This window comes from Saccharopolyspora sp. NPDC002578, from assembly GCF_053592695.1.
Map to the genome: position 1 here is coordinate 1 of NZ_JBSFWJ010000063.1, position 25,993 is coordinate 25,993.

Here is a 25,993-nt window from a genome sequence, read left to right on the forward strand (position 1 = left end):
CGTCTTCTCGCTGCGGGATCTTTTTCCCGAGTGGCTCCGCCACGAGGGAAAAGCTCCTCGCGAGAAGACGACTGAGAACCCGCGGCGGTGCCGGTTGCTCTGGTGGTCGCTGCTCAGCGGCTTCGCCGCTGACAGGACGACGATCAACGACCCCGCTCACCTGGACGGGCAAGATCAAAGCAGGTGGTCAGAGTCCGTCGGCGGGGGCGTTGCCCGCGCCCCTTCCTCGCAGCAGCGCGGTCTCGGTCGCTGCGCTGAGCCCGGCTTCGCGTGGGCGGTCGAGGCCCAGCGCGCGTTCGGTTTCCAGCGCCGCGCGGGCGGTGTCGCCGAGCGGTCTGATCCGCAGCCCGGCGGCGAGCGAGGGCGCGGCGTCGCGGCTGACGAAGCCGTGGTGCGTCGCCGGGGCCCACAGCGGGAAGGAGTCCGGCCCGGCCCAGCGCGCGACGCCCGCCGCGTCCAGCGCCGCGGCGTCGACCGGCACGAAATCGGTGCCGGGCGGCGCGACGGCCGCGGCGATCCCGTCGAGCAGGGAGCCGAGGTCGGTGACGGGCGCGATGCCGTCGAAGGTGCCGGTCAGGCCGGTTTCGGCGGCCAGCACGATCCAGTCGGCGAGGTCGCGCACGTCGATGTGCTGGATCGGCTGCTCGCGCGGCGGTACCGGGATGCGACCGCCGCGGCTGATCCGGTTCACCCAGTACCCGAAGCGGTCCTTGACGTCGCCGGGCCCGGTGATCAGCCCGGGGCGCACGAGGAACGCCCGATCGCCGAGGGCGGCGCGCACCGCGTCCTCGCAGGCCACCTTGGTCCCGCCGTAAGCGGTGACCGGGTCGGTGCCGGGCTCGACCACTTCCAGCGGTGCCAGCAGGTCGGCGTCCGTGCTCCGGCCGGGCGTCTCGGTGTCCGTGTAGACGTTGATGGAGGACACGAAGGTCCAGTGCGCGGTGCCCGCGCCGAACGCCGCCAGCGCCCGCGCCACCCAGGGCAGCGACATGGTGGCGACGTCGACGACCGAGTCGAAGCGTTCCCCGGCGAGTTCGCGCAGCCCGCCGGGATCGTCCCGGTCGACGGGGACCAGCGCGGCACCGGCCGGGACCGTTCCGCTGGTGCCGCGCGCGGCGCAGGTCACGTCGTGGCCGCGGTGCACGGCCGTCGCCGCCACTTCGCGGGAGAGGAATAGCGTGCCGCCCAGAATCAGCATTTTCATGATTCGAGACTGCCATTCGGGTGAGACCGGGGATACACGTATCGCTGGGAGCGGAAAAATGGTGGTCGGGGGCTTCTCGTTGCGCCGCTGCTGGGGGGAGTGCGGCGCAACGAGAAGCGTTCCGGAGATTCCGCCGGGGGGTGGGCGGAATCCCCGCCGCCCCGCGTCGCGCGGAAGGGGGAGGTCGCGCGCCTGCGGTGGCGGATCTGCCCGGCCTGTTCGAGCGCGAGGCCGGGAGCTGGTGGTTCGTGCCTGGTGAGTGGTCGGGCGTCGGCGTCTCGGTCCGCCGTCCGTGGTTCGTCGGGTGCGGTGGCCGTGGATCGTGGCGGCGGTGTTTCCGGCTGCTACGTGTAAGACGTGCGAACCCCGGTGAATGTTCCGCGAAATCGGGGAGAAGTGTGCGAGGACACAGCGCCGAAAAGCGTTCCGGATAATCGTGCTGAATTCGGCTGAGTAGCGCTACTCAAAATGCTGGACCCCATTTATCCGCGCATCGCCCGATCGGGTCAGGCGCGGGCGCGCGGCACCCGCGCGCCCGCCTGACCACGCGCCTGCGCGGTCCGGGGTGTGGCGCACGGCGCTTCCGGTGCACCTGTCTGCGAGGGCGAACCCGCAGCTCAGTTACCCTTTGCAGGTACTGCTGGACATCCATCGCTGCTCTGCACGGAGCAGCTGGATCTGCACGAATCCGGGAGCATCGCCCGTGGCCCGAGTCGTCGTCGACGTCATGCCCAAGCAGGAGATCCTCGATCCGCAGGGTCAGGCGGTGGCCACCGCGCTGCCCCGGCTCGGTTTCGCGGGCATCTCCGAAGTCCGCCAGGGGAAGCGGTTCGAGCTGGAGGTCGCCGACGACGTCGACGACGCCACGCTCGCCCAGATCGCCGAAACGCTGCTCGCCAACCCCGTGATCGAGGACTTCGCCGTCCGCAGGGTGGAAGCATGAGCGATTTCGGGCCCACTTCAGCCCTGCGCAACCGCGCCTCAGGGGAACGTGACGCAAGCCGGCCACGAGAAACCGCGACACGCGAGGTCCGGCCGGGCGCAACCACCACTGCGAATCGCGGAGAGGCGGTACCGGCATGAGCGCGAAGATCGGTGTCATCACCTTCCCCGGCACGCTCGATGACGTGGACGCCCAGCGTGCCGCGCGCCGGGCCGGTGCCGAAGCGGTCCCGCTGTGGCACGCCGACGCGGACCTGCGCGGCGTGGACGCGGTGATCGTGCCCGGCGGGTTCTCCTACGGGGACTACCTGCGCTGCGGCGCCATCGCGAAGTTCGCCCCGGTGATGGGCGAGGTGGTGCGCGCCGCCGGGCAGGGCATGCCGGTGCTCGGCATCTGCAACGGCTTCCAGATCCTCTGCGAGGCAGGCCTGCTGCCGGGTGCGCTGACCCGCAACTCGGCGCTGCACTTCGTGTGCCGCGACCAGTGGCTGAAGGTGGAGAACAACACCTCCGCGTGGACGTCCCGCTACGACGCGGGCGCCGAGCTGCTGGTGCCGCTGAAGTCCGGTGAGGGCGCCTACATGGCCGACGCGGCCGTGCTCGACGAGCTCGAAGGCGAAGGCCGCGTGCTGTTCCGCTACGCCGGGGACGACCCGAACGGGTCGCTGCGCGGGATCGCGGGCATCACCGACGCCCGCGGCCGGGTCGCGGGCCTCATGCCGCACCCCGAGCACGCCATCGACCCGCTGACCGGGCCCACCGACGACGGCCTCGGCATGTTCCTGTCCGTTCTCGACGTACTGGTGGCAGCGTGAGCAACAACCCCGAAGACGCGACCGCGGCGGCGGTGAGCGCCGTCGCCGACGGGCCGGAGAGCGACCCGGTCGCCGAGCGCCCGGAACTGGACACCGTGGGCATCGCGAAGTCCTCCCCGGAGCTCGACCAGCCGTACCGCGAACTCGGCCTGAAGGACGACGAGTACCAGCGCATCCGCGAGATCCTGGGCCGCCGCCCCACCGACGCCGAACTGGCGATGTACTCGGTGATGTGGAGCGAGCACTGCTCGTACAAGTCCTCGAAGGTGCACCTGAAGTACTTCGGCGAGACCACGACGCCGGAGATGCGGGAGAAGATGCTGGCGGGCATCGGCGAGAACGCCGGTGTGGTCGACATCGGTGACGGCTGGGCCGTCACGTTCAAGCTGGAATCGCACAACCACCCGTCGTACGTGGAGCCCTACCAGGGCGCGGCCACGGGCGTCGGCGGCATCGTCCGCGACATCATGGCGATGGGTGCTCGGCCGGTCGCGGTGGCGGACCCGCTGCGCTTCGGCCCGGCGGACGCCCCGGACACCCGCCGGGTGCTGCCCGGCGTGGTCGCGGGCGTCGGCGGCTACGGCAACTGCCTGGGCCTGCCGAACATCGGCGGCGAGGTCGTCTTCGACGAGTCCTACGCGGGCAATCCGCTGGTCAACGCCATGTGCGTCGGCGTGATGAAGACCGAGGACCTGCACCTGGCGCACGCCAGCGGCACGGGCAACAAGATCATCCTGTTCGGTGCGCGCACCGGTCTCGACGGCATCGGCGGCGTGTCCGTGCTGGCTTCGGAGACCTTCGACGACGCCGAAGGCGGGACTGGTCGCAAGAAGCTCCCGAGCGTGCAGGTCGGCGACCCGTTCACCGAGAAGATCCTCATCGAGTGCTGCCTGGAGCTGTACCACTCGGGCCTGGTCGTGGGCATCCAGGACTTGGGCGGCGCGGGCCTGTCCTGCGCGACCTCCGAGCTGGCGTCGGCCGGTGACGGCGGCATGCGCGTCGACCTGGACCTGGTGCCGCTGCGCGCGGAGGGCATGAACCCGGCGGAGGTGCTCTCCAGCGAGTCGCAGGAGCGCATGTGCGCCGTCGTGCGTCCGGAGGACGTGGACGCCTTCATGAAGGTCTGCGAGAAGTGGGACGCCCTGGCCACGGTGATCGGCGAGGTCACCGACGGGGACAACCTGGAGATCTACTGGCACGACGAGCTCGTCGTGGACGTGCCGCCGCGCACCGTCGCCCACGAGGGCCCGGTCTACGAGCGCCCGGTGCAGCGCCCCGGTGAGCAGGACCTGATCGCCGCGGACAACGCGAACACCCTCGCCCGCCCGTCCACCGCGGACGAGCTGCGGGACACGGTGCTGAAGATGGCGGCCTCGCCGAACCTGTGCTCCCGCGAGTGGGTCACCGACCAGTACGACAGGTACGTGCGGGGCAACACGGTGCTCGCGCAGCCGTCGGACGGCGGTGTGCTGCGCATCGACGAGGAGACGGGCCGCGGCGTCGCCATCGCCACGGACTGCAACGCCCGCTACACGCGGCTGGACCCGTACGCGGGCGCGCAGCTGGCGCTGGCGGAGGCGTACCGCAACGTCGCGGTGACCGGCGCGACCCCGATGGCGGTGACGAACTGCCTGAACTTCGGTTCGCCGGAGGACCCGGGCGTGATGTGGCAGTTCCAGCAGGCGGTGCGCGGTCTCGCCGACGCGTGCGTGGAGCTGGGCATCCCGGTGACGGGCGGCAACGTCAGCTTCTACAACCAGACCGGCAGCCAGCCGATCCTGCCGACTCCGGTGGTGGGCGTGCTGGGCACGATCGACGACGTGACCCGTCGCATCCCCACCGGCATCGGGGGCGAGGAGGGCGAGACGCTGCTGCTGCTCGGGGACACCCGCGAGGAGTTCGGCGGCTCGGAGTGGGCGCGCGTCGCGCACGGCCACCTCGGCGGCACCCCGCCGAAGGTCGACCTGGCGCGGGAGAAGCTGCTCGCGGACGTGCTGCTCGCCGGTTCCCGCGACGGCATGATCTCCGCCGCGCACGACCTGTCCGAGGGCGGGCTGGCGCAGGCGCTGGTGGAGACCGCGCTGATCGGTGAGTGCGGTGCCCGCGTGATCCTGCCCGAGGGCGCGGACCCGTTCGTGGCGCTGTTCTCGGAGTCCTCGGGGCGCGTGCTGGTGGCGGTGCCGCGCAGCGAGGAGCTGCGGTTCACCGAGATGTGCGCGGCGCGGGAGCTGCCCTGCGCGAAGGTCGGCGTGGCCGACGCGGGTTCGTCGAGCCTGGACATCCAGGACATCGCCGACATCCCGCTGACGGAGCTCCGCGCGGCCTGGGAAGGCACCCTCCCGGCCCTGTTCGGCTGACGCACCAACGGAAACGGCCCGTTCTCACCGCACCGGCGGGAGAACGGGCCGTTTTTCGTTCAGCGCCCGTAGCGGCCGGTCTTGATGGCTGCGAGGAAGGCGGACCACTGCGGGGAAGTGATGCGAAGGGTTCCGCCGTCGCGGTCCTTCGTGTCGCGCACCCCGGCGAGTCCCGGCGCGCCGCCGACTTCGACGCAGGTCTGCGTGGCGCTGGTGCGAGTGCTGGTGCGCCATCCGCTGATCTCGGTGGAAGTCACGTTCTCTCCTTGTCCCACTTGCGGCCGTGGTGGCTCAGGAGCTCGACGGACTCGTCGGCGCTGAGCGCGCAGGTGAGAACGGTATCCCGCAGCCTGCTATAAGCGGAAATGTCTTCACGTTTGTCCAAGAATGCGCTGGAGCTGTGGTGTTCCAGGTGCACGATCGACGGCGCCTTGGCGTACTCGTAGAACACGAACGGTCCGTCGATTCCCGGATGCACTCCCAACGGCAAGATCCGGATCGTGACGTTCGGCCGGCTCGCCATCTCGACGAGGTGGCGAAGCTGCTCGGCCATCACTTCAGGTGACCCGGCCGGACGGATCAACACGGCTTCGTCGATCAGTGCCACCAGCTCAGCCGGGGCTCGCCGCCGAGTGACGACGTCCTGGCGTCCGAGTCGAATGGCTACGCGAGTCTCGGCGTCGGCGGCGGCCACGCCTCCACCGAGCATGAGCGCCCGCGTGTACTCGGCGGTCTGCAACAAGCCCGGGACTACAGCGATGTTCAACTCGGTGATGCGGCGTGCATCCCGCTCGAACCCGAGTACTGCGGTGAGCTGGTTGGAGAGCCCGGACGACGCCGTGGTCTCCCACCAGCCCGGCTGGTCCAGCTCGCGTGCCATTCCGAGCAGTCGATCGCGATCCTCGCCGGTCACGTCGATGATGGCCAGAACGGCAGCAAGATCTGCCTCCGTGATCGCCCGCTCGCCGCTTTCGACGCGGGACATCGTGGCTTTCGACCAGCCGAGGCGCTTCGCCACGGCTTGGGCTTCCCAGCCGGCCGTCTTCCGCGCTTCCCGGATCTCGGCAGCCAAAGCACGTGTTCGCGCACCACTCGCCATGTGCCGAGCGTAGATCGATGACCACGCGCCGCGGTTCTTCCCCCTATCGGATCATGGACAACTAGTTTCTGAAACTGGCATCTTTTACTGAAACCAGGAGGTGATCGATGGAAGGCGAGATCTGGGCCGCGTCCTGCGGGCCGGTGGATTCGAGATGGCACGTGGTGCGGCGAACCGACGGCGGCGCGCTTCCCGCCGCGTGCGGTGCTTTCGTCTACGGGCCGCTGCACCTGCGGCGCGGCGCTTCGCCGGACGGGACCTTCGACCGCGATGCCTGCCGGGACTGCGCGGCGGTGTCCGATGGCTGACTCCGATCGGCACTTCTGGCGCCCCAGCGGGGATTTCCTCCGGCACGCCTTTCGAGGCCGGCGGTGGTGCGGGCAGTCCTCGGCCGCGTCGGTGTGCGGAGCACAGGTCGAGCTAGCGGCGGATCCGTCCGAATCGGACTGGGTGTTCGCGCCCACCTGCGAGACGTGCAACTCCGTGCTGCGCGGGGAACTCCCCAAGCCGGAGCCGGGCCTGTTCGGCTAGCAGAGCTCCGGGGTCGAGCGGCCTCCCCTTCCTCCGCCTCGCCCCGGAACGGCCTCCCGCTGCCGCGACGTCGGTACCCCGACCCGGCGGAACGCGCGCGGGAGGCCGAGCGGGGGCGCGCCGCCCACACCCGGTGCGCCCCCGCTCCCACGCCGACGTGCCCCCCGCGCGCCGGTGTGCGCGGGTACGACGTCGCTGAGCGGCCGACGTTGCGCCGCTGTGGTTCATCGCATAGCCGAGCATCCTGCGCGGCGCGCGGACGTCTTGTGGGTCAAGAAGTCCGATCGAGCCAGGAGGCAGACCATGAAGCTCACCCGCACCCTCGCCGCCACCGCCGTCGCGGGCGTCGCGCTCGGCCTGTCCGGCCTGACCGCCGGTTCCGCGCTGGCCAACCCCAGCGACACCCTGTGCACCAGCGACGACGTGAACATCGAGGTGACCAGGGACCTCGCCGACCCGGGCGAGTACGAGGCGTTCCTGGTCAAGTACACCGCCGCGACCCCCGAGACCAACTGCAAGCTGGAAGGCGGCTCCGCCGACTTCGCCTTCTTCGACGGCGCGGACAAGATCAAGGGCGTCGAGGTGCAGGTCGACCACGGCCCGAACGAGCCCGTGAACGTGGACGGGAGCCTGTTCGGGATCTCCCGGATCGCGCAGAAGGTCGACGCCCCGGCCAACCCGGCCGTGCCCAGCACCGTCGAGTTCAACCTCCCCGGCATCCCGGACGGCCCGGCCGCGCACGAGATCGCCGCCTGGCCCGCCGGTGAGCCCATCAAGGGCGACGTGCTGATCGCCACCCCCATCAGCCAGAGCGCCGCCGAGTGACGCGCCCCCGCGCGAGGTGAAAGCCCCGTTCGCCCGAGGACATCGGTCGAACGGGGCTTTCCCGCGGATCAGCAGCCCTTGATCATCTTCTGGATGGAGCCGCTGAGGCCGTGGTTGAACTCCTTGCTGCTCTTCTTGCCTGCCGGCATCGACAGGCACTCCAGCCAGGTGTTCTCCGCGTCGGCCAGCTGCACCGAGACCTTCGCCGTCGTCGAGCAGTGGTTGTTGAAGTACACGCGGGTGTTGATGGTGCCGGTCGACCAGGACAGGTTCGCCTTGCCGCCCTTGCACGTCACCGAGTAGCTGTGGTCGGCCTTGGTGGTCACGTCCGGAGCGGCCGAGGCGGGCGCGACGAGCAGCGCCATGCAGGCGGCGGTGGCCGCGGTGGTTCCGGTGACGAGGCGGAAAGCCTTCGAGCGCATGAGATGTCCTCCCAGTTCGGGCCGATCCCTACCGGCCGTGTCATCAACGGCGCTCCACCCCCGGAGCACCGCTCGACGACGACGCTAGGCACCGCGGCAGCCGCGCTTCCAGCCAACATTGGGCGCGGTCGATCCTTGGCCGCGGGCCAATGACCCGCCCGCGCCGCGAACAATGCGCACAATGCGCTGACCTGGTGAGATGCTCGCGCGCCGGTGTTCAGATCCGGCGGAGCCCGTCGACGAGCAGGCCCACCACGTGGCGCGCGTCGTAGCGCGGATCGGTGCCCGCGCCGATGCAGAGGTTCCCGACGCCGCGCATGAGCTCCAGAGCCCGCACGTCGGAGCGGACCTCCCCGGCTGCCTCGGCGGCGGCGATCAGCTCGGCGCACACCGGCACCAGCCGATCCAGGAAGTACGCGTGCAGCGCGTCGAAACCCGCGTTGTCGGAGCGCATCGCGTGCGCCAGCCCGTGCTTGGTGACCAGGAAGTCCACGAACTTCTCGATCCACCGCCGCAGCGCCTCGTACGGAGTCGCGCTGCTCGCCAGCAGTTCCGGGCCCGCTTCCGCGCAGGCATCGACCTGGTGCCGGTACACGGCGATGATCAGGTCCGCGCGCGTCGGGAAGTGGCGGTAGATCGTGCCCACGCCGACGCCAGCCTCCGCCGCGACGTCGCGCACCGGGGCGTCCACACCGGAGGCGACGAAGACCGCGGCGGCGGCGTCGAGCAGCGTCCGCTCGTTGCGCCGCGCGTCCGCCCGCTTCGGCCGGGTCGTGCCCTCGTCCACCGCGCCACTCCTTCCCAGCGCCGCCGGAGCGCTGTTCCGCTTCCCATGGTGGCAGAGCCCGGAACCGCCCAGGTCAGCGCGGCTACTCCCGTTCGGACACGACGGCGGCTTCGCCCAGCAGCGCGTCCAGGTCGGCGTCGGCGCAGGTGACCTCGGCGAACTTCGCCACGCCCTCGAAGCGGCAGCCCGCGAAGCTCACCTGCGAATGCAGCGCCGCACCCCGGAAGTTCGCCACGCCGTGGAAGACCGAGCGGTCGAACACCACCGGTCCGCCGAACTCGACCCCGGCGAACTGGGCCCTGCCGCGGAACACCGCGTCCCGGCAGCGAAACCGGCCGCCCGCGTGGGTGGAGGCAGCGGTCATCCACACCGGGCCCAGCACCTCGCACCGGCTCAGGTTGTTGTCGTGGAACAGCCGCGCGTAGCGCGCCACCAGCGTCCCGATCCGGCGGCCGGAGAGGTCGAAGTACTCCAGCGTCGCGTTCGTGAAGTCCAGGTCGTAGGCGGGAGCGTCCGGCGCCGCCTCCGGGAGCAGGTCGGTGACGAGCCGCTGCGCCGTCAGCCGCACCTGGAGCTCGCGGTCCGCCGCGTTGCGCTCGTCGCGCTCCCACTCACCGCCGTCGTAGCGCGGATGCGCGAACGGCCGCCGCAGGTAGGAGCACAGCACGTCGAGCACCGTCTGGGTGTGGCCGGGCGAGCTGCGGGCCAGCCCCGCCAAGGCGTGCAGCGCGCCCACCCGCACCTGATCCGCCTCGTGGCCGAGCAGTTCCACGGCGCGGGCGAAGCGCTCGTCGGCGATGCGCTCCCGGTCGAGCTCGGTGCGGTCGCCCTCCAGCTCCTGGCGCCGTTCCTCGACGCGGCGGCGCCGGTCGTTGAGCCACAGCGCGTAGAGCGCCACCACCGAACCCGCCGCCAGACCGCCGGTGCGCAGCGCGTCGGCGCCGTTGACCCGGCCGTCGAACACCGGCAGCGCCGCGCTCACGCCGAACAGCGCCAGCGCCGCGAGCGCGATCGTCGCGGCCAGCCCGTACCTACGCATGGGGCTGTACCTGGCGCGCTGCGGCGGAATCCCACTCCGCGGGGAGGGTGGAACCGTCGGCGACCAGCAGATCGTCCAGCAGCGCCTTGGGCGCCGGGGCGCGCAGCCGCAGCTGGATGCCGCCGTCCAGCCGCGCCGAACGCAGGTCCAGCTCGCCGCCGAACTCGACGTCCCGCGCGAACCACGAGCTCGCGCAGCTCATCCGCTTGAGGTCCGCGTTCCGCGCGAACCACGCGCGGTCGAAGTCGCACGGCTCCAGCGTCCGGATCCCGCGCAGCTCCACGGTGCGGTGGAACTCCGCGCCGGTCGCCCTGATCCGGCCCAGGAACACCGAATCCCGGAAGTGCACGCTGCCGTGGAACACCGCGCTGCTGAAGTTCGTGGTGTGCCGGAACCGGCAGCGGTAGGCCGCGATCCGGCCCACCACGCGGTCCGCCAAGTTGAACCGCTCCAGCCAGGCGCGGGTCAGATCGAGGTCGTAGATCGGCGGATTCGGGTCGTCCCGCGTCGGCAGCAGCTCGATGATCAGGCGCTGCGCGGTCTGCCGCGCGTGCCGCTCCCGCTCCAGCTCGGGAGCGATCGACGGCGGCTCGCCCGCGGGCAGCAGCTCCGGCAGCGTCCACTTCGGATGGTCGAACGGGCGGCGCAGGTAGGAGCACAGCACGTCCAGCACGGTCTGCGTGTAGTACGGGCGGCTGCGCGCCAGGCCCGCGAGCGCGTGCATCGCGCCCACCCGAACCTGATCCGCCTCGTGCCCGAGCAGTTCCACCGCCCTGGCGAAGCGCTCGTCGTCGGCGCGGTCCCGGTCGTGATCGGTGCGCCGGTCCTCCAGCTCCTGGCGCCTGCGCTCCAGGTCGTAGCGCTCCTGGTCGAGCTCTTGGCGCCGCTGGTCCAATTCCTGGCGGCGCTCCTCGACGCGGCGGCGCCGGTCGTTGAGCCACAGCGCGTAGAGCGCGACGACGGACCCGGCGGCGAGCCCGCCGGTGCGCAGCGCGTCCGCGCCGGTGCTGCGCTGGTCGAACAGCAGCAGCCCGGTGCTCGTCGCCGCCAGCACCACCACGGCCAGCGAGATGGTCAGCACCAGCCCCGCGCGGCGCTCCCGCCGCGCCGGCGCCCCGGAACGAGCGTCGACCTCACCCATGCGAGTGATCATCGCAGCTCGATGCCCGTCGGCGGTGCGGATCCGGCGACTCGGCCCCCGCACGACGAACGCCCCATCCGTCCCGGCACGAGCGGGACGGATGGGGCGCGTCGGGGCGAGCGGTCAGCCGCGGGCGATGGCCTGCAGCTGCTCGTAGCCGCCGTTGAAGGCGTTCTGGTCGATCGGCGTCGAGCTGTACTGCCAGAACGTGTGGAAACCCCAGTTGTAGGGCAGCGGCCCCACGCTGCTCGAGTACCGCGCGATCCACAGCGGACTCGTCGAGCTGAAGTCGCCGTTCGCGCACTGGTTCCACCAGTTGGTGCTGGTGTAGATCACCGGGTAGCGGCCGGTGCGGTGGAAGTACGTGTCGCTGAAGTCCTTGATCCACCCGGTCATGGAGCCCGGCGAATGCCCGTAGCAGGTGTCGCCGTACGGGTTGTACTCCATGTCCAGCGCGCCCGGCAGCGTCTTGCCGTCCGGGGACCAGCCGCCGCCGTGGTCCACGAAGAAGTTCGCCTGCGCCGCTCCGCTGGAGACGTCCGGCAGCGCGAAGTGGTACGCGCCGCGGATCATGCCGACGTCGTAGGAACCGTTGTACTGCTGCGCGAAGTACGGGTTCCGGTAGGTGGTGCCCTCGGTCGCCTTGACGAAGGTGAACCGCTTGCCCTGGTTCCAGTGGGCGGGCCAGTCGACGTTGCCCTGGTGCCCGCTGACGTCGATGCCCTCGACGGTGGCCAGCGGCGACTTCTCGGGCGCGGTGCGGGGTTCGCCGCCGCCCTCGTGCTTGCGGATCTGCGAGCCCATCGCGTGGTCGGTGTCCGGATTCGGGTCGTTCACCTCGGAGCTCATCGCTTGCTCCATTCGGAGAGGGGATGTGCCTGCGTGCGCGGGGAACGTCAACAGCGTGCACGCCCAGGTGATCGAGAGTAGGCAGATGAGCCCGCGCGTGCGAGCGCGTCCACTCGAATGCGTCATCGAAGGGGCCTCTCGGGGGAGTCGGAGCCGGAACGGTCCCCGGCTCGAAAATTCTGGCGAGCTCGTCCCGTTCCCGGCAGCGCAGAAGTAGGCAATTAACCGGAATGGCGCAATCCGGACCGCACGACCACGTCGAGCGACATCTCAGCCGCGGTGAGGGGAATCCGCATGTTTTGGACTTCCCGCACTCGACCGTCGGGTGAATCGGGCACGACGGCCGTCCCAGCGCAGGGGCTACTGGCCTGCCGGTTCGACACGAATGGCTACCCTGGGTGGGCGGAAGTACGGGTTCGACCTCTCAGCGACACCGGTCGTATGCTCCGAACGACCCGATCCACCAGGGCAGGCCGGACCAGGGCAGGGGCCAGAGGGCGAGCCGAGGACGAATCGAGTGGAGGGGCGCCACGGGCATGACGGGGTGGACCACACCGGTTCCCAGCGCTCAGGAGACGGAGCCGGCGGTGAGCAGAACCGACCGCAGGCGATTCGCAGCGGTCTGGGCCCAGGCCTTGATGGGCACCAGCTACGTCCCCATGACCAGCGCGGAAGTCGAAGGCAGGCTGCTCGGCTACACCGACCGGCTGGTGGAAGCGCTGCTGTCCGACCCGTTCGACCCGGCACCCGGCCACGACGTCGGCGACGACCTCGTCGCCGTGCACTTCACCAGCGCCGACTCGCTGGCCCGCACCATCGACCTCATCGGCGACGAATTCCTCGACGTCCTGCACCTCGACGAAGGCCCCGGCTGGCGGCGGCGCATCGCCGCGCTGCAGGGCTCCGTGTGCACCGGGTTCGTGCAGGCCGCCCGCAAGCGCACCCTCGACGAGCAGGAAGCCATCCGGCAGGCCGTGCTCGACGCCCGCGACGCCGTCGAACAGGCCCTGCGCACCAGCGAAGCGCGGTTCCGGGCGATCTTCGCCGAAGCCGCCATCGGCATCTGCATCGCGGACATGGCCGGGCAGGTGCTGGAGGTGAACTCCTCGCTGCGGCGCATCCTCGGGCGCCCCACCGACGAGCTCCGGCGGATGACCATGCACGACTGGTTGCACCCCGCGGACTCCGAGGGCTTCTGGCGGCTCTACGAGGAACTCGTGCGCGGCGAACGCGACCAGTACCGCGTCGAGAAGCAGTTCACCCGCCCCGACGGCGGACGAGCCTGGACCGAGGTCATCGTCTCCCTGGTGCGCGGCGAGGACGGCATGCCGCTGTACCAGGTCGCCATGGTCGAAGACGTCACCGAGCGCAAGCTGCTGCAGGACCGGCTGCGCCACCAGGCCATGCACGACCCGCTGACCGGGCTGCCGAACCGGGCGCTGTTCATGGAACGCCTCACCTCCGCGATGCGTTCGCGGCAGCAGGGCGACCGGGTCGCGCTGTGCTACATGGACCTCGACGGGTTCAAGGTCATCAATGACAGCCTCGGCCACCACGTCGGTGACGACCTGCTCGTGGCCGTGTCCGAGCGGCTCGCGCTGTCCGTGCACGGCGAGGACCGGCTGGTGGCGCGGATGGGCGGCGACGAGTTCGTCATCCTGATCGAGGACTCGCCCAGCACCGAGCAGGCCATCGAGATCGCCGACGAAATCCTCGACACGCTCATCGAGCCCATCCGCATCGGCGGTCACGAGCTGTCGGTCTCCGCCAGCATCGGCATCGTCGAACGCGAGGTGCACGGCCAGAGCGCCGCGGAACTCATGCGCGACGCCGACGTGACGCTGTACTGGGCCAAAGCCGAGGGCAAGGGCCGCTGGGCGCTGTTCGACCCGGACCGCAACGCCACCGAGGTCGCGCAGTACCGGCTGTCGGCCACCATGCCCGCCGCGCTGGAACGCGAGGAGTTCTTCGTCGAGTACCAGCCGCTGGTGGGCCTGCGCGAGTTCGGCGTCGTCGGCGTCGAAGCCCTCGCCCGCTGGTGGCACCCGGACCTCGGCAGGCTCGGACCGGACCGGTTCATCTCGCTGGCCGAGGAGACCGGGCTGATCGTTCCGCTCGGCCGCTGGGTGCTGCGCCAGGCGTGCAGGCAGGCCAAGCAGTGGCAGGACGAGTTCGGCGACGCCGCCCCGTTCGTCAGCGTCAACCTCGCGGTCCGCCAATCGCGCGACCCGAACCTCGTCGCCGACGTCGAGACGATCCTGCGCGAAACGGACCTCGACCCGTCCAGGTTGCAGCTCGAACTCACCGAGAGCGCCGTGATGGGCACGGCCGACGAGCCCATCGAAACCCTGTGGGCGCTCACGAAGATGGGCGTGCGCATCGCCATCGACGACTTCGGGACCGGCTACTCGAACCTCGCCTACCTGCGGCACCTGCCGGTGCACGAGCTGAAGATCGCCGGGTCGTTCATGCACGGGCTGCGCGACCCGGAGAAGGCCGACCCGGTCGACGCCCGCATCGTCGGCACCCTCGTCGACCTCGCGCACACGCTCGGGCTGACCGTCACCGCCGAAGGCGTCGAGACCCACGCCCAGGCCCGCCGGATGGCGGAGATCGGGTGCGAGACCGGGCAGGGCTACTTCTTCGCCCGCCCCTGCTCGCCGGAGCGCATCCGCGCCTTCATCGCCGACCACGTCGGCTGACGGATCGCCACCGTCCACTTCGGTCCGAACTGTCCGTTCACCTGTGCGGATCCAGGTGATTCGGCGAGCGATCCGAAATTTTCGACCGGCCGCGCAACTCGCCGCGCAGGCGGACGTCCTACGGGTAGACAAGCGCGGGGGACACCAGCGCGCACCCGAGGGGAAGGCTGAAGTGATGTTGAAGCGGACTCGTACGGCGACCACGGCGGCGGCATTGGTCGGGGGCGCGCTGCTGCTCGCCGGCTGCGGCGGCCAGGCGGCGACGAACTCCGCGGTGGGCCAGGAGGGCATGGGCTCCGACACCGCACCCGCCACGGAGGGCATGGGGTCCGACCTCGCCCCGTCCGACGACCACGCCAGCGGCACGCACGACGACATCTCCGCCTCGAACTGCTCGGCGGCGGACTTCAAGGTCACCATGCAGGCGCAGCCCTCCGACGCGGGTGCCGACAGCAGGTTCCTGATCCAGCTGGAGAACACCTCGGACAAGTCCTGCGAGCTCGGCGGCTGGGTGAACCTCACCCCGACCAACATGGCGGGCGAGGCGATCGACGTGCCGACCGAGAACGTCAACCTGCCCGGCCCGGACGCGGACCTGACCCTGGAGCCCGGCAAGAGCGCCTTCGCCGGTGCGAAGATCGAGCGCGCCGAGAAGTCCGACCCGGACGCCCAGGTCGCCTCCGGCTTCACCGCGACCCCGTCGGACATGAACGGCGAGGTCAACGCCGAGGTCTCCGGCCTCAACGGCGGCAACGGCCCGGTGGAGATGGCGGTCAAGAGCATGCAGATCGGCACCCTGCAGCCGTCCCCGCAGGGCGTCGTCGCGTTCTGATCCACCGCGGACACCGCGAGCCCGCGCCGATCGCCGGCGCGGGCTCGTCGCGTCTCAGGCCTGCAGGTCCACCACGGGTTTCACGTCGTCGTCGGCCCGGGTGAGCACCTCGGTCCACGAGTCCAGCGGGACGCGGCGGCTGATCAGATCGCCCAGCCACGCCGGATCCGCGTCCGCTAGGGAACGCACCGCCTGCTGGTAGTGGCGCAGGTTCGCGTTGACGCTGCCCACCACCACGTCGTTGTCCAGCACCAGCTCGTCGTTGATCGCACCGGCGGGCACCGGCAGCGTCCGGTCGTGCCCGGCGATGCCGGTGAGCACCGTGATCGCGTTGCGGGCGGTGCGGCGCAGCACGTCGAAGACCACCTCGCCGGCGCCCGTCGCCTCGATCACCACGTCCGGTTCGCAGCCCAGGTCGTCCAGCGAGGTGTGGTACGTCGCGCCCAGGCGCCGCACCAGGTCCGGCTTCGGCCCGTCGGTCACCTGGTCCAGGACGTGCACGTCCAGCCCGCGCTGCACCCCGAGCAACGCGCCCAGCAGCCCGATCGCGCCCGCGCCGGTGACCAGCGCGTGCCGCGGCGCGTAGTAGGCGCGGCGGCCGATCAGCTCGGCCTGCTCCCACGCCTTCGTCACCACCGACGCCGGTTCGGTGAGCACGCCGAGATCGCCCAGCCGGGCCGGGACCTTGATCGCGAACCGGGGCTCGATCGTCCAGCGCTGCGCGCCGAAACCGTCCAGCTCCTTGATGCCGCACTCGGTGAACTCGCCGTTGAGGCAGAAGTCCCACTGCCCCGCCGCGCACGCCGGGCACGGCCGCGGGTCGGGGCGGCGCACCACGCCCACGACCAGGTCGCCCTCGCCGAAACCGCTGATGGCCGGCGCGTACCGCACGCGGCCGAGCGATTCGTGGAACAGCACCATCCGGTCCTGGCCGGGCGGCAGCACGCCGTGCGACGCGTGCGTCACGTCGTGATCCGTCGCGCACGCCCCCACCAGCAGGCCCTCCACCAGCAGTTCGCCCGGTCCGGGAGTCGGCTCCGGCAGTTCGGAGACCGCCGCCAGTTCCGGCTTGCCGGGCACCACCGTCGCCGCCTTCACCGCGGATCCCTCCCGTTGCGCCTGCTGGACTCGTCCCGAGTGTGCCCGCCGTAGAGCACGGCGGACGAGTTGACCAGCGCCAAGTGGCTGAAGGCCTGCGGGAAGTTGCCGGTGAACCGTCCGGAGTGGACGTCGTACTCCTCGGCGAACAGGCCGACGTCGTTGGCGAGCTCGATGAGCTCGTCGAACATCGACACCGCCTCGTCCCGCCGCCCGCTCAGCGCCAGCGCGTCCACCAGCCAGAACGAGCAGGCCAGGAACGAGCCCTCGCGCCCGGTGAGCCCGTCGACCTCGTTGGTGTCGTCGCCGGTCGTGTAGCGGTCCACCAGCACGCCGTGGCGCAGTTCCCGCTCCACGACCCGGATCGTGCTGCGCACCCGCTCGTCGTCGCCGGGCAGGAAGCCCACCGACGGGATCAGCAGCGTCGCCGCGTCCACGGTGGTGCCGCCGTAGTACTGGGTGAACGCGCCCAGCTCCTGGTTCCAGCCCTTCTCCAGCACTTCGGCGTGCACCGCGTCCCGCAGCTCCCGCCACCGCTGCACCGGCCCCGGCAGCCCGTCCTCCTCGGCGGCCCGCACGGCGCGGTCGAACGCGACCCACACCATCACCCGCGAGTGGGTGAAGTGCCGGTCCGGTCCGCGCACCTCCCACAGGCCCTTGTCCGGCTGCTGCCAGATCGTCTCCAGGTGCTTGAGCATGCCGCGCTGCAACGCCCACGTGTCGGCGTTCTCCGCGAGCCCGCGTTCCCGGGCCAGGTGCAGCGCGTCCATCACTTCGCCGTACACGTCGAGCTGCTGCTGGCGGTAGGCGCCGTTGCCGACGCGCACCGGCTGCGCGCCCTGGTAGCCGTCGAGCCAGTCGAGCTCCCACTCCAGCAGGTGCCGCTCGCCGTCGACGCCGTACATGATCTGCACGTCCGCCGGGTCGCCCGCGACGGCGCGCACCAGCCAGCGCCGCCACGCCGCGGCCTCCGCGGAGCACCCGAAGTTGTCCAGCGCCAGCAGCACCAGCGTCGCGTCCCGCAGCCAGCAGTAGCGGTAGTCCCAGTTGCGGTTGCCGCCGAACGCCTCCGGCAGCGACGTGGTGGGCGCGGCGACGATGCCACCGGTCGGGGCGTAGGTGAGCGCCTTGAGCGTGGCCAGCGATCGGTACACCGATTTCGCGTGCGGGCCGGTGTAGTTGATCTTGTCGGTCCAGTCGCGCCAGAAGTCCTCGCTGTCCTGGGTCTCCTGCACCGGATCCATCCGCGGCGGGATCTCCTCGTGGTCGCTGGACCACTGCATCACCCAGGACCGGCGCTGCCCCTCGCGCAACGTGAACACCAGCTCGTGGGCGCGCCGCTCCGGAACCCGCTGCGGCAGCAGATCTCCGCGCAGCACGACGGTGTGCGGGCCCGCGATCGCGAGGATGTACTCGTCGAGCTCCGGTTCGCTCTGGCGCACGTGGCGCATCCACGGCACCGCGTCGCCGTAGGCGAACCGCACGACCCAGCGCATCCGGACGTCGACCTCGCCGGAGACGCCCTCCACCATGCGCACCAGGCACGGCGGGTCGTGCTGGTTCTTCTCGTGCGGCGGCATGCTGTCGACCAGCCTGAACACGCCGCCGTCGGTCTCGAAGTACGTCTCCACCACCAGCGAGTTGTCCCGGTAGCGGCGGTGCACCTCGCGCACCGGTTCGGCGGGGGCGATCTGCCAGTGGCCGTTGCGGTCGTCGCCGAGCAGGCGGCTGAAGCAGGACGGCGAGTCGAACCGCGGCAGGCACAGCCAATCCACCGAGCCGTCGAGGCCGACGAGCGCGGCGGTCCGCAGGTCCGAGAGCAGCGCGTAGTTCTCGATGTCGCCGGGCGGCCCGGCGGATTGATCGCTCACCCCGCCGAGGCTAGGCACCGCGACCCGCCCCCTGCCACCTCCGACCCGCCGCGCGCGCGAAACCGCCCCGCCCGGGAACCGAGCGGGGCGGACGCGACCCGGAGCGCGCCGGGTCCGGTCGTCGTCTTGCCCGGCGAGCCGCTGAGCGGTGATCAGCTTGCGCTCGCCGATCACCGGTCGCCGAGGTTCAGGTACCCCGGATCGAGAACGAGGGCACCGTCAGTTCGGCGAGGAGGCGTCGTTGAGGACGTGGTGCGGGATGACGGCGCGGACCGCGTCGTCCAGGTTGAGGCCCAGATCCAATCCGCCCAGCAGCTCCGGGAGTTCGCCGCCCGGGACCCGGCGCGAACCGGGCCAGCTCTCCGGTACCCGCTCCGCCGAGGTGCACGCGGGCACCAGCTGGCTGCCGTCGTCGAGTTCCGCGACGTACACGGCGGGCTCGCCCTCGCCGTTCTCCGGGTCGTAGACCAGCACCTCGGCGGCCAGCACCGCCGGGGCGAGCTCGGTGTCCGGGGCCTCGCCGGTGGCGATGCGGTGCAGCACCCGCTCCAGCTCGTTGACCGGTTCCGGCAGCGCGAACGTGAGGTCCGAGGGCTCGTACTCGTCGTTGTACTGGAACTCCGGATCGATCTCGCCGTCGGCGTCGATGTGGTACGCGCCGACGACGCCTTCCGGCGGCACGTCGTCCCCGGATTCCTGGTAGCCGGGGTCGACGATGTAGAGCCAGCTGTTCGGAGTCTGCCTGGCCTGCTCCCGCATCTCGTCGGTGATCGGCGGCGGTTCGGGGTGGTCGGGTTGCTCTGACATGGTGCTGGCGTCCTTCGACTGGGAGTTGCGGAGCTCGCGGGTGCCGACGGCGCGATCTTCGAACGATCCGCCCGCCTCGTCCGTGCGAGGTGTACCCGTGAGCGTGCCAGTTCTACCGGCCGGTGCCGGGTGGCGCGGGCGGCGGGTCCGTCCATTCCGGTCGGACACTCGGGTGGCCCGCGCGGCGCGCGCCCGGAATCGCCGTCGCCGCAACGGGTTCCGGAATCGGGTCGGGACCGATGCTTCCGGTCACGGATACACCTTTCCGAGGTGCCGGTGCGGCGGCGGCCGGGGCAGACTGGGCGAGCGGCGAGTTCGGGGAGGCGATCGGGCATGATCGGTCAGCGGGAAGCACTGCACCTGTTCGGGTGCGAGGTCTTCGATCCGGCGGGACATCGGATCGGGATCGTCGGGCAGCTCTTCCTCGACGAGGCCACCGAGCAACCCGCGTGGATCACCGTGCAGACCGGCCTGTTCGGCACCAACGAGAGCTTCGTGCCGCTGGACGGCGCCGCCTTCGACGGGGACACGCTGACCGTCTCGGTGCTCAAGGAGACGGTGCGCCAGGCACCGCACGTCCGGCTCGACGACGGCGACCTGATGCTGGAGCAGGAGCACGCGCTCTACCTCTACTACGGCATCGAGTACGGCGTGACTCCCGCCGAACCCGAGCCGGTCCGGCAGGAGGACGCGCCGGCCGAGCCAGCCGAGCAGGGCGAGCTGCCGCCGGAGTACGTCGAGGCGGTGCGGCTGAAGCTGCGGCGCTGGGTCGCGGCCACCTGATCGCGAAATCGACGCGTCCACCGACTGGGAACCCGCACCGGGCCCGAGACCGTTCGGTGACCTTTTCCGTGCGCTTCACGAATGGCCGAGCGAGACCGGAGCCAGGATTGCGGCACCGTTTCCCCATCGCCCGTTCATGCCGCCATCGGAGTGACGAAAGCGGCATTTCTCGAACAATTCCGAGAGCTGAGAGTGCGCGTCCTCATCAGCTCGCCGAGGTGGCCGCGGGCATCTGGGCGAACACTGCCGGAAAGCGCGAGCGCGTTGCGTGGTCGACTCCAGGAGTACCGTAACCGCAGGTAGATCCACATTTTTCGGTATTCTCGACAAATCCGTGGAATGCCGTTACATCGACGACACAAGAGGTTGGCGACAAATCGCCAAGTGGTCCTTTTCGCTTGTTTTCATGGTTTACGTTCGGATTGCACCATCAGATCGCCGTCCGGCCCCACCCGGATGGCGCTGAAGGAAGAGGGACCATGAGAAAAGTGCTCTCCCGAAGCAGGTTCGCGGGCGCCGGAATCACCGCGGCCGCGCTCGTGTTCGCCGGTGCCCCCGCTTTCGCGGCGCCGGCGCTCGCACCGTTGACCCTGCACCCGGAAGCCGGGGTGCTCTCCGCCGACGGCAACGCCGACTCCTACATCGTCAACCTGAAGGACGGTGAGAACGCCGCCGCGGTCGCCGCGGACCTGGGCGTGCGCACCGAACACCTCTACGAGCACAGCCTGAACGGGTTCTCGGCGACGCTGAGCCCCGAGCAGCTCCAGGCGGTGCGCGCCAGCCACGACGTGGAAGGCGTGTCGCAGAACTTCCAAATCCAGGTCGAGCAGCCGCAGCAGCCCACCGCCGTGGGCTCCTGGGGCCTGGACCGGATCGACCAGCCGGCCTTGCCGCTCGACGACACCTACGCCCCCAACGGCACGGGTGCGGGCGTGACGGCCTACATCGTCGACACCGGCATCGCGCCCGATCACCCGGACTTCGGCGGCCGGGCCTCGATCGGGTTCGACGCCACCGGCGGCGACGGCAGCGACGGGCACGGCCACGGCACGCACGTGGCGGGCACCATCGGTTCCGCGACCTACGGCGTGGCGACGGAAGCGGAGCTGGTCGGGGTGAAGGTCCTCGACGACAACGGCAGCGGCACCACGGCCGACATCATCGCCGGTCTGGACTGGGTCGCCCAGGACGCCGACGGTCCATCGGTGGCGAACATGTCGCTGGGCGGCAGCAAAGACCCCGCGCTGGACGAGGCCGCCACCGGCCTGGTCGACCAGGGCGTGTTCCTCGCGGTCGCGGCGGGCAACGAGTCGCAGGACGCCGAGAACGTGTCCCCGGCCAGCGCGGAGGGCGTGTTCACCACGGCGGCCTCCGACGAGAACGACGGTTCGGCGTACTTCACGAACTTCGGTGCGACGGTGGAGGGCTACGCGCCCGGTGTGGACATCGTCTCGCTCGCGCCCGGCGGCGGGACGGCCACGATGAGCGGTACCTCGATGGCCAGCCCGCACGTGGCGGGCGTCGGCGCGCTGTTCCTGGAGGCGACTCCGGACGCCGCGCCGGCGGACGTGATCAGCGGGCTGCAGGGCGGTGCCGCGACGGGCGTGATCGCGGACGCGCCCGCGGACACGATCGCCGATCTGCTCCAGACCGGCGAGCTGTGATCCGGAGTACGTGACCGCGCCGGGTCCCGCCTCGTTGATTCGGGGCGGGACCCGGTGCGGATTCGGCGTTCGATGGGGCATTCGGCCGAATTCGGGGCGCCGCCGAATGGTGCTCTACAAAGGTTGAACGGTGTCCTACTGCAAAAGTGGGTTCCCGCGACGGTCTCAAGATGGTTACGTTCCCGTTCGAGGGGGCCGATCGCTGCCTGTCGCGGAACTGGTCCAGACCAAGATCGATCAAGGTCCGACTGAGCCTGTGAAGGCACGTCACGAAAGGGTGTGCCGTGTTATCCGGATACACCGAGGCGCCTGAGCGCGCACAGCCGACCTCGTCCGAGCGGGCCGTGCCCGGCCAGGGCCGGGCCGGAACGACGGACACCGAACGAGCCGTCCGATCCCAGGTGGAAGCGCGGGAGGCCGTCGTCTCCGTGGCGCGAGCCGCCAAGGCCCAAGCGGGCAGCGCGGGCGGTGTGCTGCAGGTCGTGCACGGCGCCCGCCGAGTCGGCTGGGCCGCCTACGAACTGCAGCGCAGCGCCACGGAACTCGTGCAGGGCGTCGCGAAACCGCCGTACGCCGCCACCGGGTCCCTGGATTCGCTGGAATCTCGCAAGCTCGCCGAAGGCGTCAACTACCAGGTGCTCTACGACCGCTCGGCGCTCGCGCGGCCACCGCAGCTGGAGCTGACCTCCCGGCTGGTGGCGCTCGGCGAGCAGGCGCGGGTGATCCACGTGGCGCCGACGAAGATGATCCTGGTCGACAACGAGGTGGCGCTGCTGCCGCTGACCGCCACCGACCAGACGGTGGAGAGCGCGGTCGTGATCCGCAGCTCCGCCATGCTCGTCGCGGTGATGCGCATCTTCGAGGACATGTGGCGCTTCGCCGCGCCGTTCACCTGCGAGCAGGAACGGCTCAGCGGCGAAGACCAGCCCTCCGAGGAGGAACGCTGGATCCTGTCGCTGCTGGCCTCCGGCGCGACCGACGACACCATCGGCAGGCTGATGGGCTTCAGCGCCCGCACCGCGCACCGCCGCGTCCGGGAACTCATCGCCCGCCTCGGCGTCGAAACCCGCTTCCAAGCAGGAATGCAAGCAGTCAAACTCGGCTGGCTCTGAGGCTGCGTCGCTGGTCGTTCTGCGTTGGTGGTCGGGTGGCGGAACCTCAGTGTTCTTCTCGCTGCGGGATCTTTTTCCCGAGTGGCTCCGCCACGAGGGAAAAAGCCGTCCTCGCGAGAAGAACGCTGAGAACCCGCGGCGGTGCCGGTTGCTTTGGTGGTCGCTGCTCAGCGGCTTCGCCGCTGACAAGATCAACCGATCGTTCCCCGCTGGGGAAGAGCGTTGCCGGGTGCGTCTTAAGGTGGGGGCATGCCTTCGCGTCGGCGGGTGGATCCGCAGGAGTTGCGCGGTGCGATCGAGGTGGTCGGGCCGTGGCTGGCGGACGAGCGGTTGGAGCGCCCGCGCCGCGCCGAGCTCGCCGCGGCGGTCCGGTTGAGCCTGCGCACGCTGGAAGACCTCGCACCGGGGCGGACCGTCGAAGTGCGGGTGCCGCCGTTCGCCGCCGTGCAGTGCGTCGCCGGACCGGAGCACACCCGCGGCACCCCGCCGAACGTGATCGAGACCGATCCGCGCACCTGGCTGCTGCTGGCCACCGGCCGAGCGGACTTCGCCGAAGCCGTCGAGGAGGGCGCGGTCAGCGCCTCCGGCTCCCGCGCCGACCTCACCCGCTGGCTCCCGCTGGTCCGCACCACCGCCTGACGAGCGGGGACGGCCGCGCCCCCGATTCCGCGCCGGGCCGCCGCTGCGGCTAGAAACGTCCGCATGATCTCCCGCTCCGACCCCGCGTCGCGCAGGCCCGAGCACATCGCCTCGGTGCTGCGCGAACGCGTCTACGGCAGCATCGCCTGCCTGAGCACGCTGCTCGTGCTCGTCCGGCACCCGGGCGAGCACCTGGAACCGTGGGCCGCCGTGCTCGACGTCGTGGTGGCCACCGGCGGGCTGTGGGCGGCGAGCCTGCTCTCCGAGTACGTCGCGCACCTGGCGGTCCGCGAGATCGTGCCGGAGCGGGCGCACCCCGTCGAGATGCTGCGCTCCTCCGGGCAGATCCTGCAGGCCGCCGTGCTGCCGGTGGTGCTGCTCGTCGCCGCCGCGCTGGGCCTGATCCCGGTCGGCGTCGCCGGGTGGATCAGCATCTGGTTCCTGGTCGCCACGATGGGCCTGTTCGCCGTGCTCGCGGTCCGCCGCACCCGCCTGCCGTGGTGGAAGCGCGCCGCGTTGGTGCTGGTGCTGATGGGCATCGGCCTGCTGGTGATCCTGCTCAAGACCGCCCACTGAGCGCACGCCCGCGTGCTCGACCGTGCGCGCAGCGCGACCGGAACCCCGATGACCGGGTTCACACCGCCGCCGCGGTGCCGGCGAAACTCCTGGTGAGCCGGGGGCGTCCGGCGGGCTTGCGGAGGCGGCCGGTCATCGGGGCTTCGGGTCCCGTTTACACTGAGGCGTAAGCCCGACTCCGTCCTCCAGGGAGTTCTCGGTGGTCTTCGACCGGCCAGACGGCAGTGCCCCCAGTGCGTCCGACTCGACGCTTCCCACCGATCCGTTCGAGCAGGACGTGCCGCACGAGGAGTGCGGTGTCTTCGGCGTGTGGGCGCCTGGCGAGGAAGTCGCCAAGCTCTCCTTCTACGGCCTGTTCGCGCTCCAGCACCGCGGCCAAGAAGCCGCGGGCATCGCCGTCGGCGACGGCTCGCAGGTCCTGGTCTACAAGGACCTCGGCCTGGTCAGCCAGGTGTTCGACGAGCAGGTGCTCGCCTCGCTGCGCGGCCACGTCGCCGTCGGCCACAACCGCTACTCCACGACCGGCGGCGCGAGCTGGGAGAACGCCCAGCCCACGTTCCGCACCACGGTCTCCGGCCGCGGCCTCGCGCTGGGCCACAACGGCAACCTGGTGAACACCGCCGAGCTCATGGAGCGGGTCGTCGCCGAAGGCGTCGACACCGTGTCCGCGAACAGCTCCTCGCCCGCCTCCGCGTGCGACCGCGCCACCACCGACTCCGACCTGGTGTGCGCGCTGCTGGCCGCGCACGCCGCGGACAAGGGCATCGAACAGGCCGCGATGGAGCTGTTCCCCACCGTCCAGGGCGCCTTCTCGATGGTGTTCTCCGACGAGACCACGCTGTACGCGGCCCGCGACCCGCAGGGCGTCCGCCCGCTGGTGCTGGGCCGCCTGGAACGCGGCTGGGTCGTGGCCAGCGAAACGGCCGCGCTGGACATCGTCGGCGCGTCCTTCGTCCGCGAGGTCGAGCCGGGCGAGCTGCTCGCGATCGACGAGGACGGCCTGCGCTCGCAGCACTTCGCACACCCGAAGCCGAAGGGCTGCATCTTCGAGTACGTCTACCTGGCCCGCCCGGACACCACGATCTCCGGTCGTTCCGTCAACAGCACGCGCGTGGAGATCGGGCGCAAGCTGGCCCGCGAGCACCCGGTGGAGGCCGACCTGGTCATCCCGGTGCCGGAATCCGGCACGCCCGCCGCGATCGGCTACGCGCAGGGCTCCGGCATCGACTACGGCAACGGGCTGGTGAAGAACTCCTACGTGGGGCGCACCTTCATCCAGCCGTCGCAGACCATCCGCCAGCTCGGCATCCGGCTCAAGCTCAACCCGCTGCGCGAGGTCATCCGCGGCAAGCGGCTCGTCGTCGTCGACGACTCGATCGTGCGCGGCAACACGCAGCGCGCCCTGGTGCGGATGCTCCGCGAGGCCGGCGCCATCGAGGTGCACGTGCGGATCGCGTCGCCGCCGGTGAAGTGGCCCTGCTTCTACGGCATCGACTTCGCCTCCCGCGCGGAGCTGATCGCCAACGGCACCGACACCGACGGCATCCGCCGCTCCATCGGGGCCGACTCGCTCGGCTACGTATCGCTGGACGGGCTGATCTCGGCCACGGAGCAGCCGCGCACCCGGTTGTGCGCCGCCTGCTTCGACGGCCACTACCCGATCCCGCTGCCCGAGGAGGCACAGCTCGGCAAGTACCTGCTAGAAGGCGTGCCGGACACCGCGGAGAAGGGTGTCGCCGGGCCCGCGGAGCCCGTGCTGCCCAGCGGTTACGGCGGCGCCGACGCGCTGCGCAGGCCCTGATCGCACGCGGCGGCGGCCGATCCCGGCCGCTCGTGCCCGCGTAGCGTGGTGCCGCCGTCCGGCCCGCTCCCACCGGGAGGGACGGGGAATCCGCACC

24 protein-coding genes are annotated in these 25,993 nt (G+C 70.9%); 13 read left to right on the forward strand and 11 right to left on the reverse strand.

Annotated features, from left to right (window positions below; genetic code table 11):
• Positions 1-187: 187 nt before the first annotated feature.
• Complete coding sequence (locus ACWD38_RS23845) at positions 188-1,204, reverse strand: NAD-dependent epimerase/dehydratase family protein (RefSeq protein WP_450124927.1); 1,017 nt, start codon at positions 1,202-1,204, stop codon at positions 188-190.
• A 703-nt stretch (positions 1,205-1,907) separates the two neighbouring features.
• On the opposite strand from ACWD38_RS23845, the gene purS reads away from it, so the two are divergent.
• The 3 genes from purS (at position 1,908) to purL (ending at position 5,318) form a co-directional block, all read left to right on the forward strand.
• Entirely contained in the window at positions 1,908-2,147 is a 240-nt protein-coding gene (purS, locus tag ACWD38_RS23850) for a phosphoribosylformylglycinamidine synthase subunit PurS (RefSeq protein ID WP_184484343.1), read from the forward strand.
• A 136-nt stretch (positions 2,148-2,283) separates the two neighbouring features.
• Positions 2,284-2,961: a phosphoribosylformylglycinamidine synthase subunit PurQ gene (gene purQ, locus ACWD38_RS23855; RefSeq protein WP_184484345.1), complete on the forward strand. Its 678-nt coding sequence runs from the start codon at positions 2,284-2,286 to the stop codon at positions 2,959-2,961.
• An 86-nt stretch (positions 2,962-3,047) separates the two neighbouring features.
• Positions 3,048-5,318: a phosphoribosylformylglycinamidine synthase subunit PurL gene (gene purL, locus ACWD38_RS23860; RefSeq protein WP_450124941.1), complete on the forward strand. Its 2,271-nt coding sequence runs from the start codon at positions 3,048-3,050 to the stop codon at positions 5,316-5,318.
• A 59-nt stretch (positions 5,319-5,377) separates the two neighbouring features.
• On the opposite strand, the gene ACWD38_RS23865 is transcribed toward purL, so the two are convergent.
• Together ACWD38_RS23865 and ACWD38_RS23870 are read right to left on the reverse strand one after the other, a co-directional pair.
• Positions 5,378-5,575 carry a DUF397 domain-containing protein gene (locus tag ACWD38_RS23865; RefSeq protein ID WP_450124928.1) on the reverse strand — a complete coding sequence of 66 codons (198 nt, stop codon included), beginning with the start codon at positions 5,573-5,575 and terminating at the stop codon, positions 5,378-5,380.
• On the reverse strand, positions 5,572-6,417 hold the full coding sequence (locus tag ACWD38_RS23870; protein WP_450124929.1) for a helix-turn-helix domain-containing protein: 846 nt from the start codon (positions 6,415-6,417) through the stop codon (positions 5,572-5,574). Before ACWD38_RS23870 ends, ACWD38_RS23865 begins: the two co-directional genes overlap by 4 nt.
• Positions 6,418-6,524: 107 nt before the next feature.
• On the opposite strand from ACWD38_RS23870, the gene ACWD38_RS23875 reads away from it, so the two are divergent.
• Both ACWD38_RS23875 and ACWD38_RS23880 read left to right on the forward strand, forming a co-directional pair.
• Positions 6,525-6,725 (forward strand): hypothetical protein, encoded by a 201-nt coding sequence (locus ACWD38_RS23875; protein WP_450124930.1) that lies wholly within the window; start codon positions 6,525-6,527, stop codon positions 6,723-6,725.
• Between the two features lie 526 nt (positions 6,726-7,251).
• Positions 7,252-7,773, forward strand: coding sequence for a DUF4232 domain-containing protein (locus ACWD38_RS23880; protein WP_450124931.1), 522 nt, complete (start codon positions 7,252-7,254; stop codon positions 7,771-7,773).
• A 68-nt stretch (positions 7,774-7,841) separates the two neighbouring features.
• Here ACWD38_RS23880 and ACWD38_RS23885 read toward each other — a convergent pair whose 3' ends face one another.
• From ACWD38_RS23885 to ACWD38_RS23905, 5 genes are all read right to left on the reverse strand, one after another.
• Positions 7,842-8,195 (reverse strand): hypothetical protein, encoded by a 354-nt coding sequence (locus ACWD38_RS23885; protein WP_184484351.1) that lies wholly within the window; start codon positions 8,193-8,195, stop codon positions 7,842-7,844.
• A 217-nt stretch (positions 8,196-8,412) separates the two neighbouring features.
• Positions 8,413-8,982: a TetR/AcrR family transcriptional regulator gene (locus ACWD38_RS23890; RefSeq protein WP_450124932.1), complete on the reverse strand. Its 570-nt coding sequence runs from the start codon at positions 8,980-8,982 to the stop codon at positions 8,413-8,415.
• A gap of 82 nt (positions 8,983-9,064) precedes the next feature.
• On the reverse strand, positions 9,065-10,021 hold the full coding sequence (locus ACWD38_RS23895) for a pentapeptide repeat-containing protein (RefSeq protein WP_184484353.1): 957 nt from the start codon (positions 10,019-10,021) through the stop codon (positions 9,065-9,067).
• The gene (locus ACWD38_RS23900; RefSeq protein ID WP_184484355.1) at positions 10,014-11,162 is read right to left on the reverse strand and encodes a pentapeptide repeat-containing protein; all 1,149 of its coding nucleotides are present in this window, start codon (positions 11,160-11,162) and stop codon (positions 10,014-10,016) included. The genes ACWD38_RS23895 and ACWD38_RS23900 overlap by 8 nt, the downstream gene beginning before the upstream one ends.
• A 123-nt stretch (positions 11,163-11,285) precedes the next feature.
• Positions 11,286-12,011: a lysozyme gene (locus ACWD38_RS23905; RefSeq protein WP_184484357.1), complete on the reverse strand. Its 726-nt coding sequence runs from the start codon at positions 12,009-12,011 to the stop codon at positions 11,286-11,288.
• A 587-nt stretch (positions 12,012-12,598) separates the two neighbouring features.
• Between ACWD38_RS23905 and ACWD38_RS23910 the strand changes: the two genes are divergently transcribed.
• Together ACWD38_RS23910 and ACWD38_RS23915 are read left to right on the forward strand one after the other, a co-directional pair.
• Positions 12,599-14,713 (forward strand): putative bifunctional diguanylate cyclase/phosphodiesterase, encoded by a 2,115-nt coding sequence (locus tag ACWD38_RS23910; protein ID WP_343071660.1) that lies wholly within the window; start codon positions 12,599-12,601, stop codon positions 14,711-14,713.
• A 175-nt stretch (positions 14,714-14,888) separates the two neighbouring features.
• Entirely contained in the window at positions 14,889-15,545 is a 657-nt protein-coding gene (locus ACWD38_RS23915; protein ID WP_450124933.1) for a DUF4232 domain-containing protein, read from the forward strand.
• A gap of 54 nt (positions 15,546-15,599) precedes the next feature.
• Here ACWD38_RS23915 and ACWD38_RS23920 read toward each other — a convergent pair whose 3' ends face one another.
• The 3 genes from ACWD38_RS23920 to ACWD38_RS23930 form a co-directional block, all read right to left on the reverse strand.
• Positions 15,600-16,643, reverse strand: coding sequence for an alcohol dehydrogenase catalytic domain-containing protein (locus tag ACWD38_RS23920; RefSeq protein WP_184484363.1), 1,044 nt, complete (start codon positions 16,641-16,643; stop codon positions 15,600-15,602).
• Positions 16,640-18,514 (reverse strand): glycoside hydrolase family 15 protein, encoded by a 1,875-nt coding sequence (locus ACWD38_RS23925; protein WP_343071661.1) that lies wholly within the window; start codon positions 18,512-18,514, stop codon positions 16,640-16,642. Before ACWD38_RS23925 ends, ACWD38_RS23920 begins: the two co-directional genes overlap by 4 nt.
• A gap of 219 nt (positions 18,515-18,733) precedes the next feature.
• Positions 18,734-19,321 carry a type VII secretion system-associated protein gene (locus tag ACWD38_RS23930; RefSeq protein WP_450124934.1) on the reverse strand — a complete coding sequence of 196 codons (588 nt, stop codon included), beginning with the start codon at positions 19,319-19,321 and terminating at the stop codon, positions 18,734-18,736.
• Between the two features lie 333 nt (positions 19,322-19,654).
• On the opposite strand from ACWD38_RS23930, the gene ACWD38_RS23935 reads away from it, so the two are divergent.
• The 6 genes from ACWD38_RS23935 to purF all read left to right on the forward strand — a co-directional run bounded on the left by ACWD38_RS23935 (position 19,655) and on the right by purF (position 25,896).
• Complete coding sequence (locus ACWD38_RS23935; RefSeq protein WP_450124935.1) at positions 19,655-20,104, forward strand: PRC-barrel domain-containing protein; 450 nt, start codon at positions 19,655-19,657, stop codon at positions 20,102-20,104.
• Between the two features lie 479 nt (positions 20,105-20,583).
• Positions 20,584-21,768, forward strand: a complete 1,185-nt coding sequence (locus ACWD38_RS23940; RefSeq protein ID WP_184484371.1) for a S8 family peptidase — start codon at positions 20,584-20,586, stop codon at positions 21,766-21,768.
• Positions 21,769-22,052: 284 nt separating this feature from the next.
• The gene (locus ACWD38_RS23945) at positions 22,053-22,880 is read left to right on the forward strand and encodes a helix-turn-helix domain-containing protein (RefSeq protein ID WP_246457126.1); all 828 of its coding nucleotides are present in this window, start codon (positions 22,053-22,055) and stop codon (positions 22,878-22,880) included.
• Positions 22,881-23,129: 249 nt separating this feature from the next.
• A complete protein-coding gene (locus tag ACWD38_RS23950) occupies positions 23,130-23,519 on the forward strand; it encodes a sterol carrier family protein (RefSeq protein ID WP_184484373.1) in 390 nt (129 codons plus the stop codon).
• A gap of 63 nt (positions 23,520-23,582) precedes the next feature.
• Positions 23,583-24,095: a hypothetical protein gene (locus tag ACWD38_RS23955; RefSeq protein WP_184484375.1), complete on the forward strand. Its 513-nt coding sequence runs from the start codon at positions 23,583-23,585 to the stop codon at positions 24,093-24,095.
• Between the two features lie 277 nt (positions 24,096-24,372).
• Complete coding sequence (purF, locus tag ACWD38_RS23960; RefSeq protein ID WP_184486081.1) at positions 24,373-25,896, forward strand: amidophosphoribosyltransferase; 1,524 nt, start codon at positions 24,373-24,375, stop codon at positions 25,894-25,896.
• Positions 25,897-25,993 lie beyond the last annotated feature (97 nt).

Bases quoted from the DNA above. Each gene is read 5' to 3' on its own strand.
- ACWD38_RS23845 (WP_450124927.1), bottom strand. From the start codon at position 1,204: ATGAAAATGCTGATTCTGGGCGGCACGCTATTCCTCTCCCGCGAAGTG.
- purQ (WP_184484345.1), top strand. From the start codon at position 2,284: ATGAGCGCGAAGATCGGTGTCATCACCTTCCCCGGCACGCTCGATGAC.
- ACWD38_RS23870 (WP_450124929.1), bottom strand. From the start codon at position 6,417: ATGGCGAGTGGTGCGCGAACACGTGCTTTGGCTGCCGAGATCCGGGAA.
- ACWD38_RS23875 (WP_450124930.1), top strand. From the start codon at position 6,525: ATGGAAGGCGAGATCTGGGCCGCGTCCTGCGGGCCGGTGGATTCGAGA.
- ACWD38_RS23880 (WP_450124931.1), top strand. From the start codon at position 7,252: ATGAAGCTCACCCGCACCCTCGCCGCCACCGCCGTCGCGGGCGTCGCG.
- ACWD38_RS23885 (WP_184484351.1), bottom strand. From the start codon at position 8,195: ATGCGCTCGAAGGCTTTCCGCCTCGTCACCGGAACCACCGCGGCCACC.
- ACWD38_RS23895 (WP_184484353.1), bottom strand. From the start codon at position 10,021: ATGCGTAGGTACGGGCTGGCCGCGACGATCGCGCTCGCGGCGCTGGCG.
- ACWD38_RS23900 (WP_184484355.1), bottom strand. From the start codon at position 11,162: ATGGGTGAGGTCGACGCTCGTTCCGGGGCGCCGGCGCGGCGGGAGCGC.
- ACWD38_RS23905 (WP_184484357.1), bottom strand. From the start codon at position 12,011: ATGAGCTCCGAGGTGAACGACCCGAATCCGGACACCGACCACGCGATG.
- ACWD38_RS23915 (WP_450124933.1), top strand. From the start codon at position 14,889: ATGTTGAAGCGGACTCGTACGGCGACCACGGCGGCGGCATTGGTCGGG.
- ACWD38_RS23930 (WP_450124934.1), bottom strand. From the start codon at position 19,321: ATGTCAGAGCAACCCGACCACCCCGAACCGCCGCCGATCACCGACGAG.
- ACWD38_RS23935 (WP_450124935.1), top strand. From the start codon at position 19,655: ATGATCGGTCAGCGGGAAGCACTGCACCTGTTCGGGTGCGAGGTCTTC.
- ACWD38_RS23940 (WP_184484371.1), top strand. From the start codon at position 20,584: ATGAGAAAAGTGCTCTCCCGAAGCAGGTTCGCGGGCGCCGGAATCACC.
- ACWD38_RS23950 (WP_184484373.1), top strand. From the start codon at position 23,130: ATGCCTTCGCGTCGGCGGGTGGATCCGCAGGAGTTGCGCGGTGCGATC.
- ACWD38_RS23955 (WP_184484375.1), top strand. From the start codon at position 23,583: ATGATCTCCCGCTCCGACCCCGCGTCGCGCAGGCCCGAGCACATCGCC.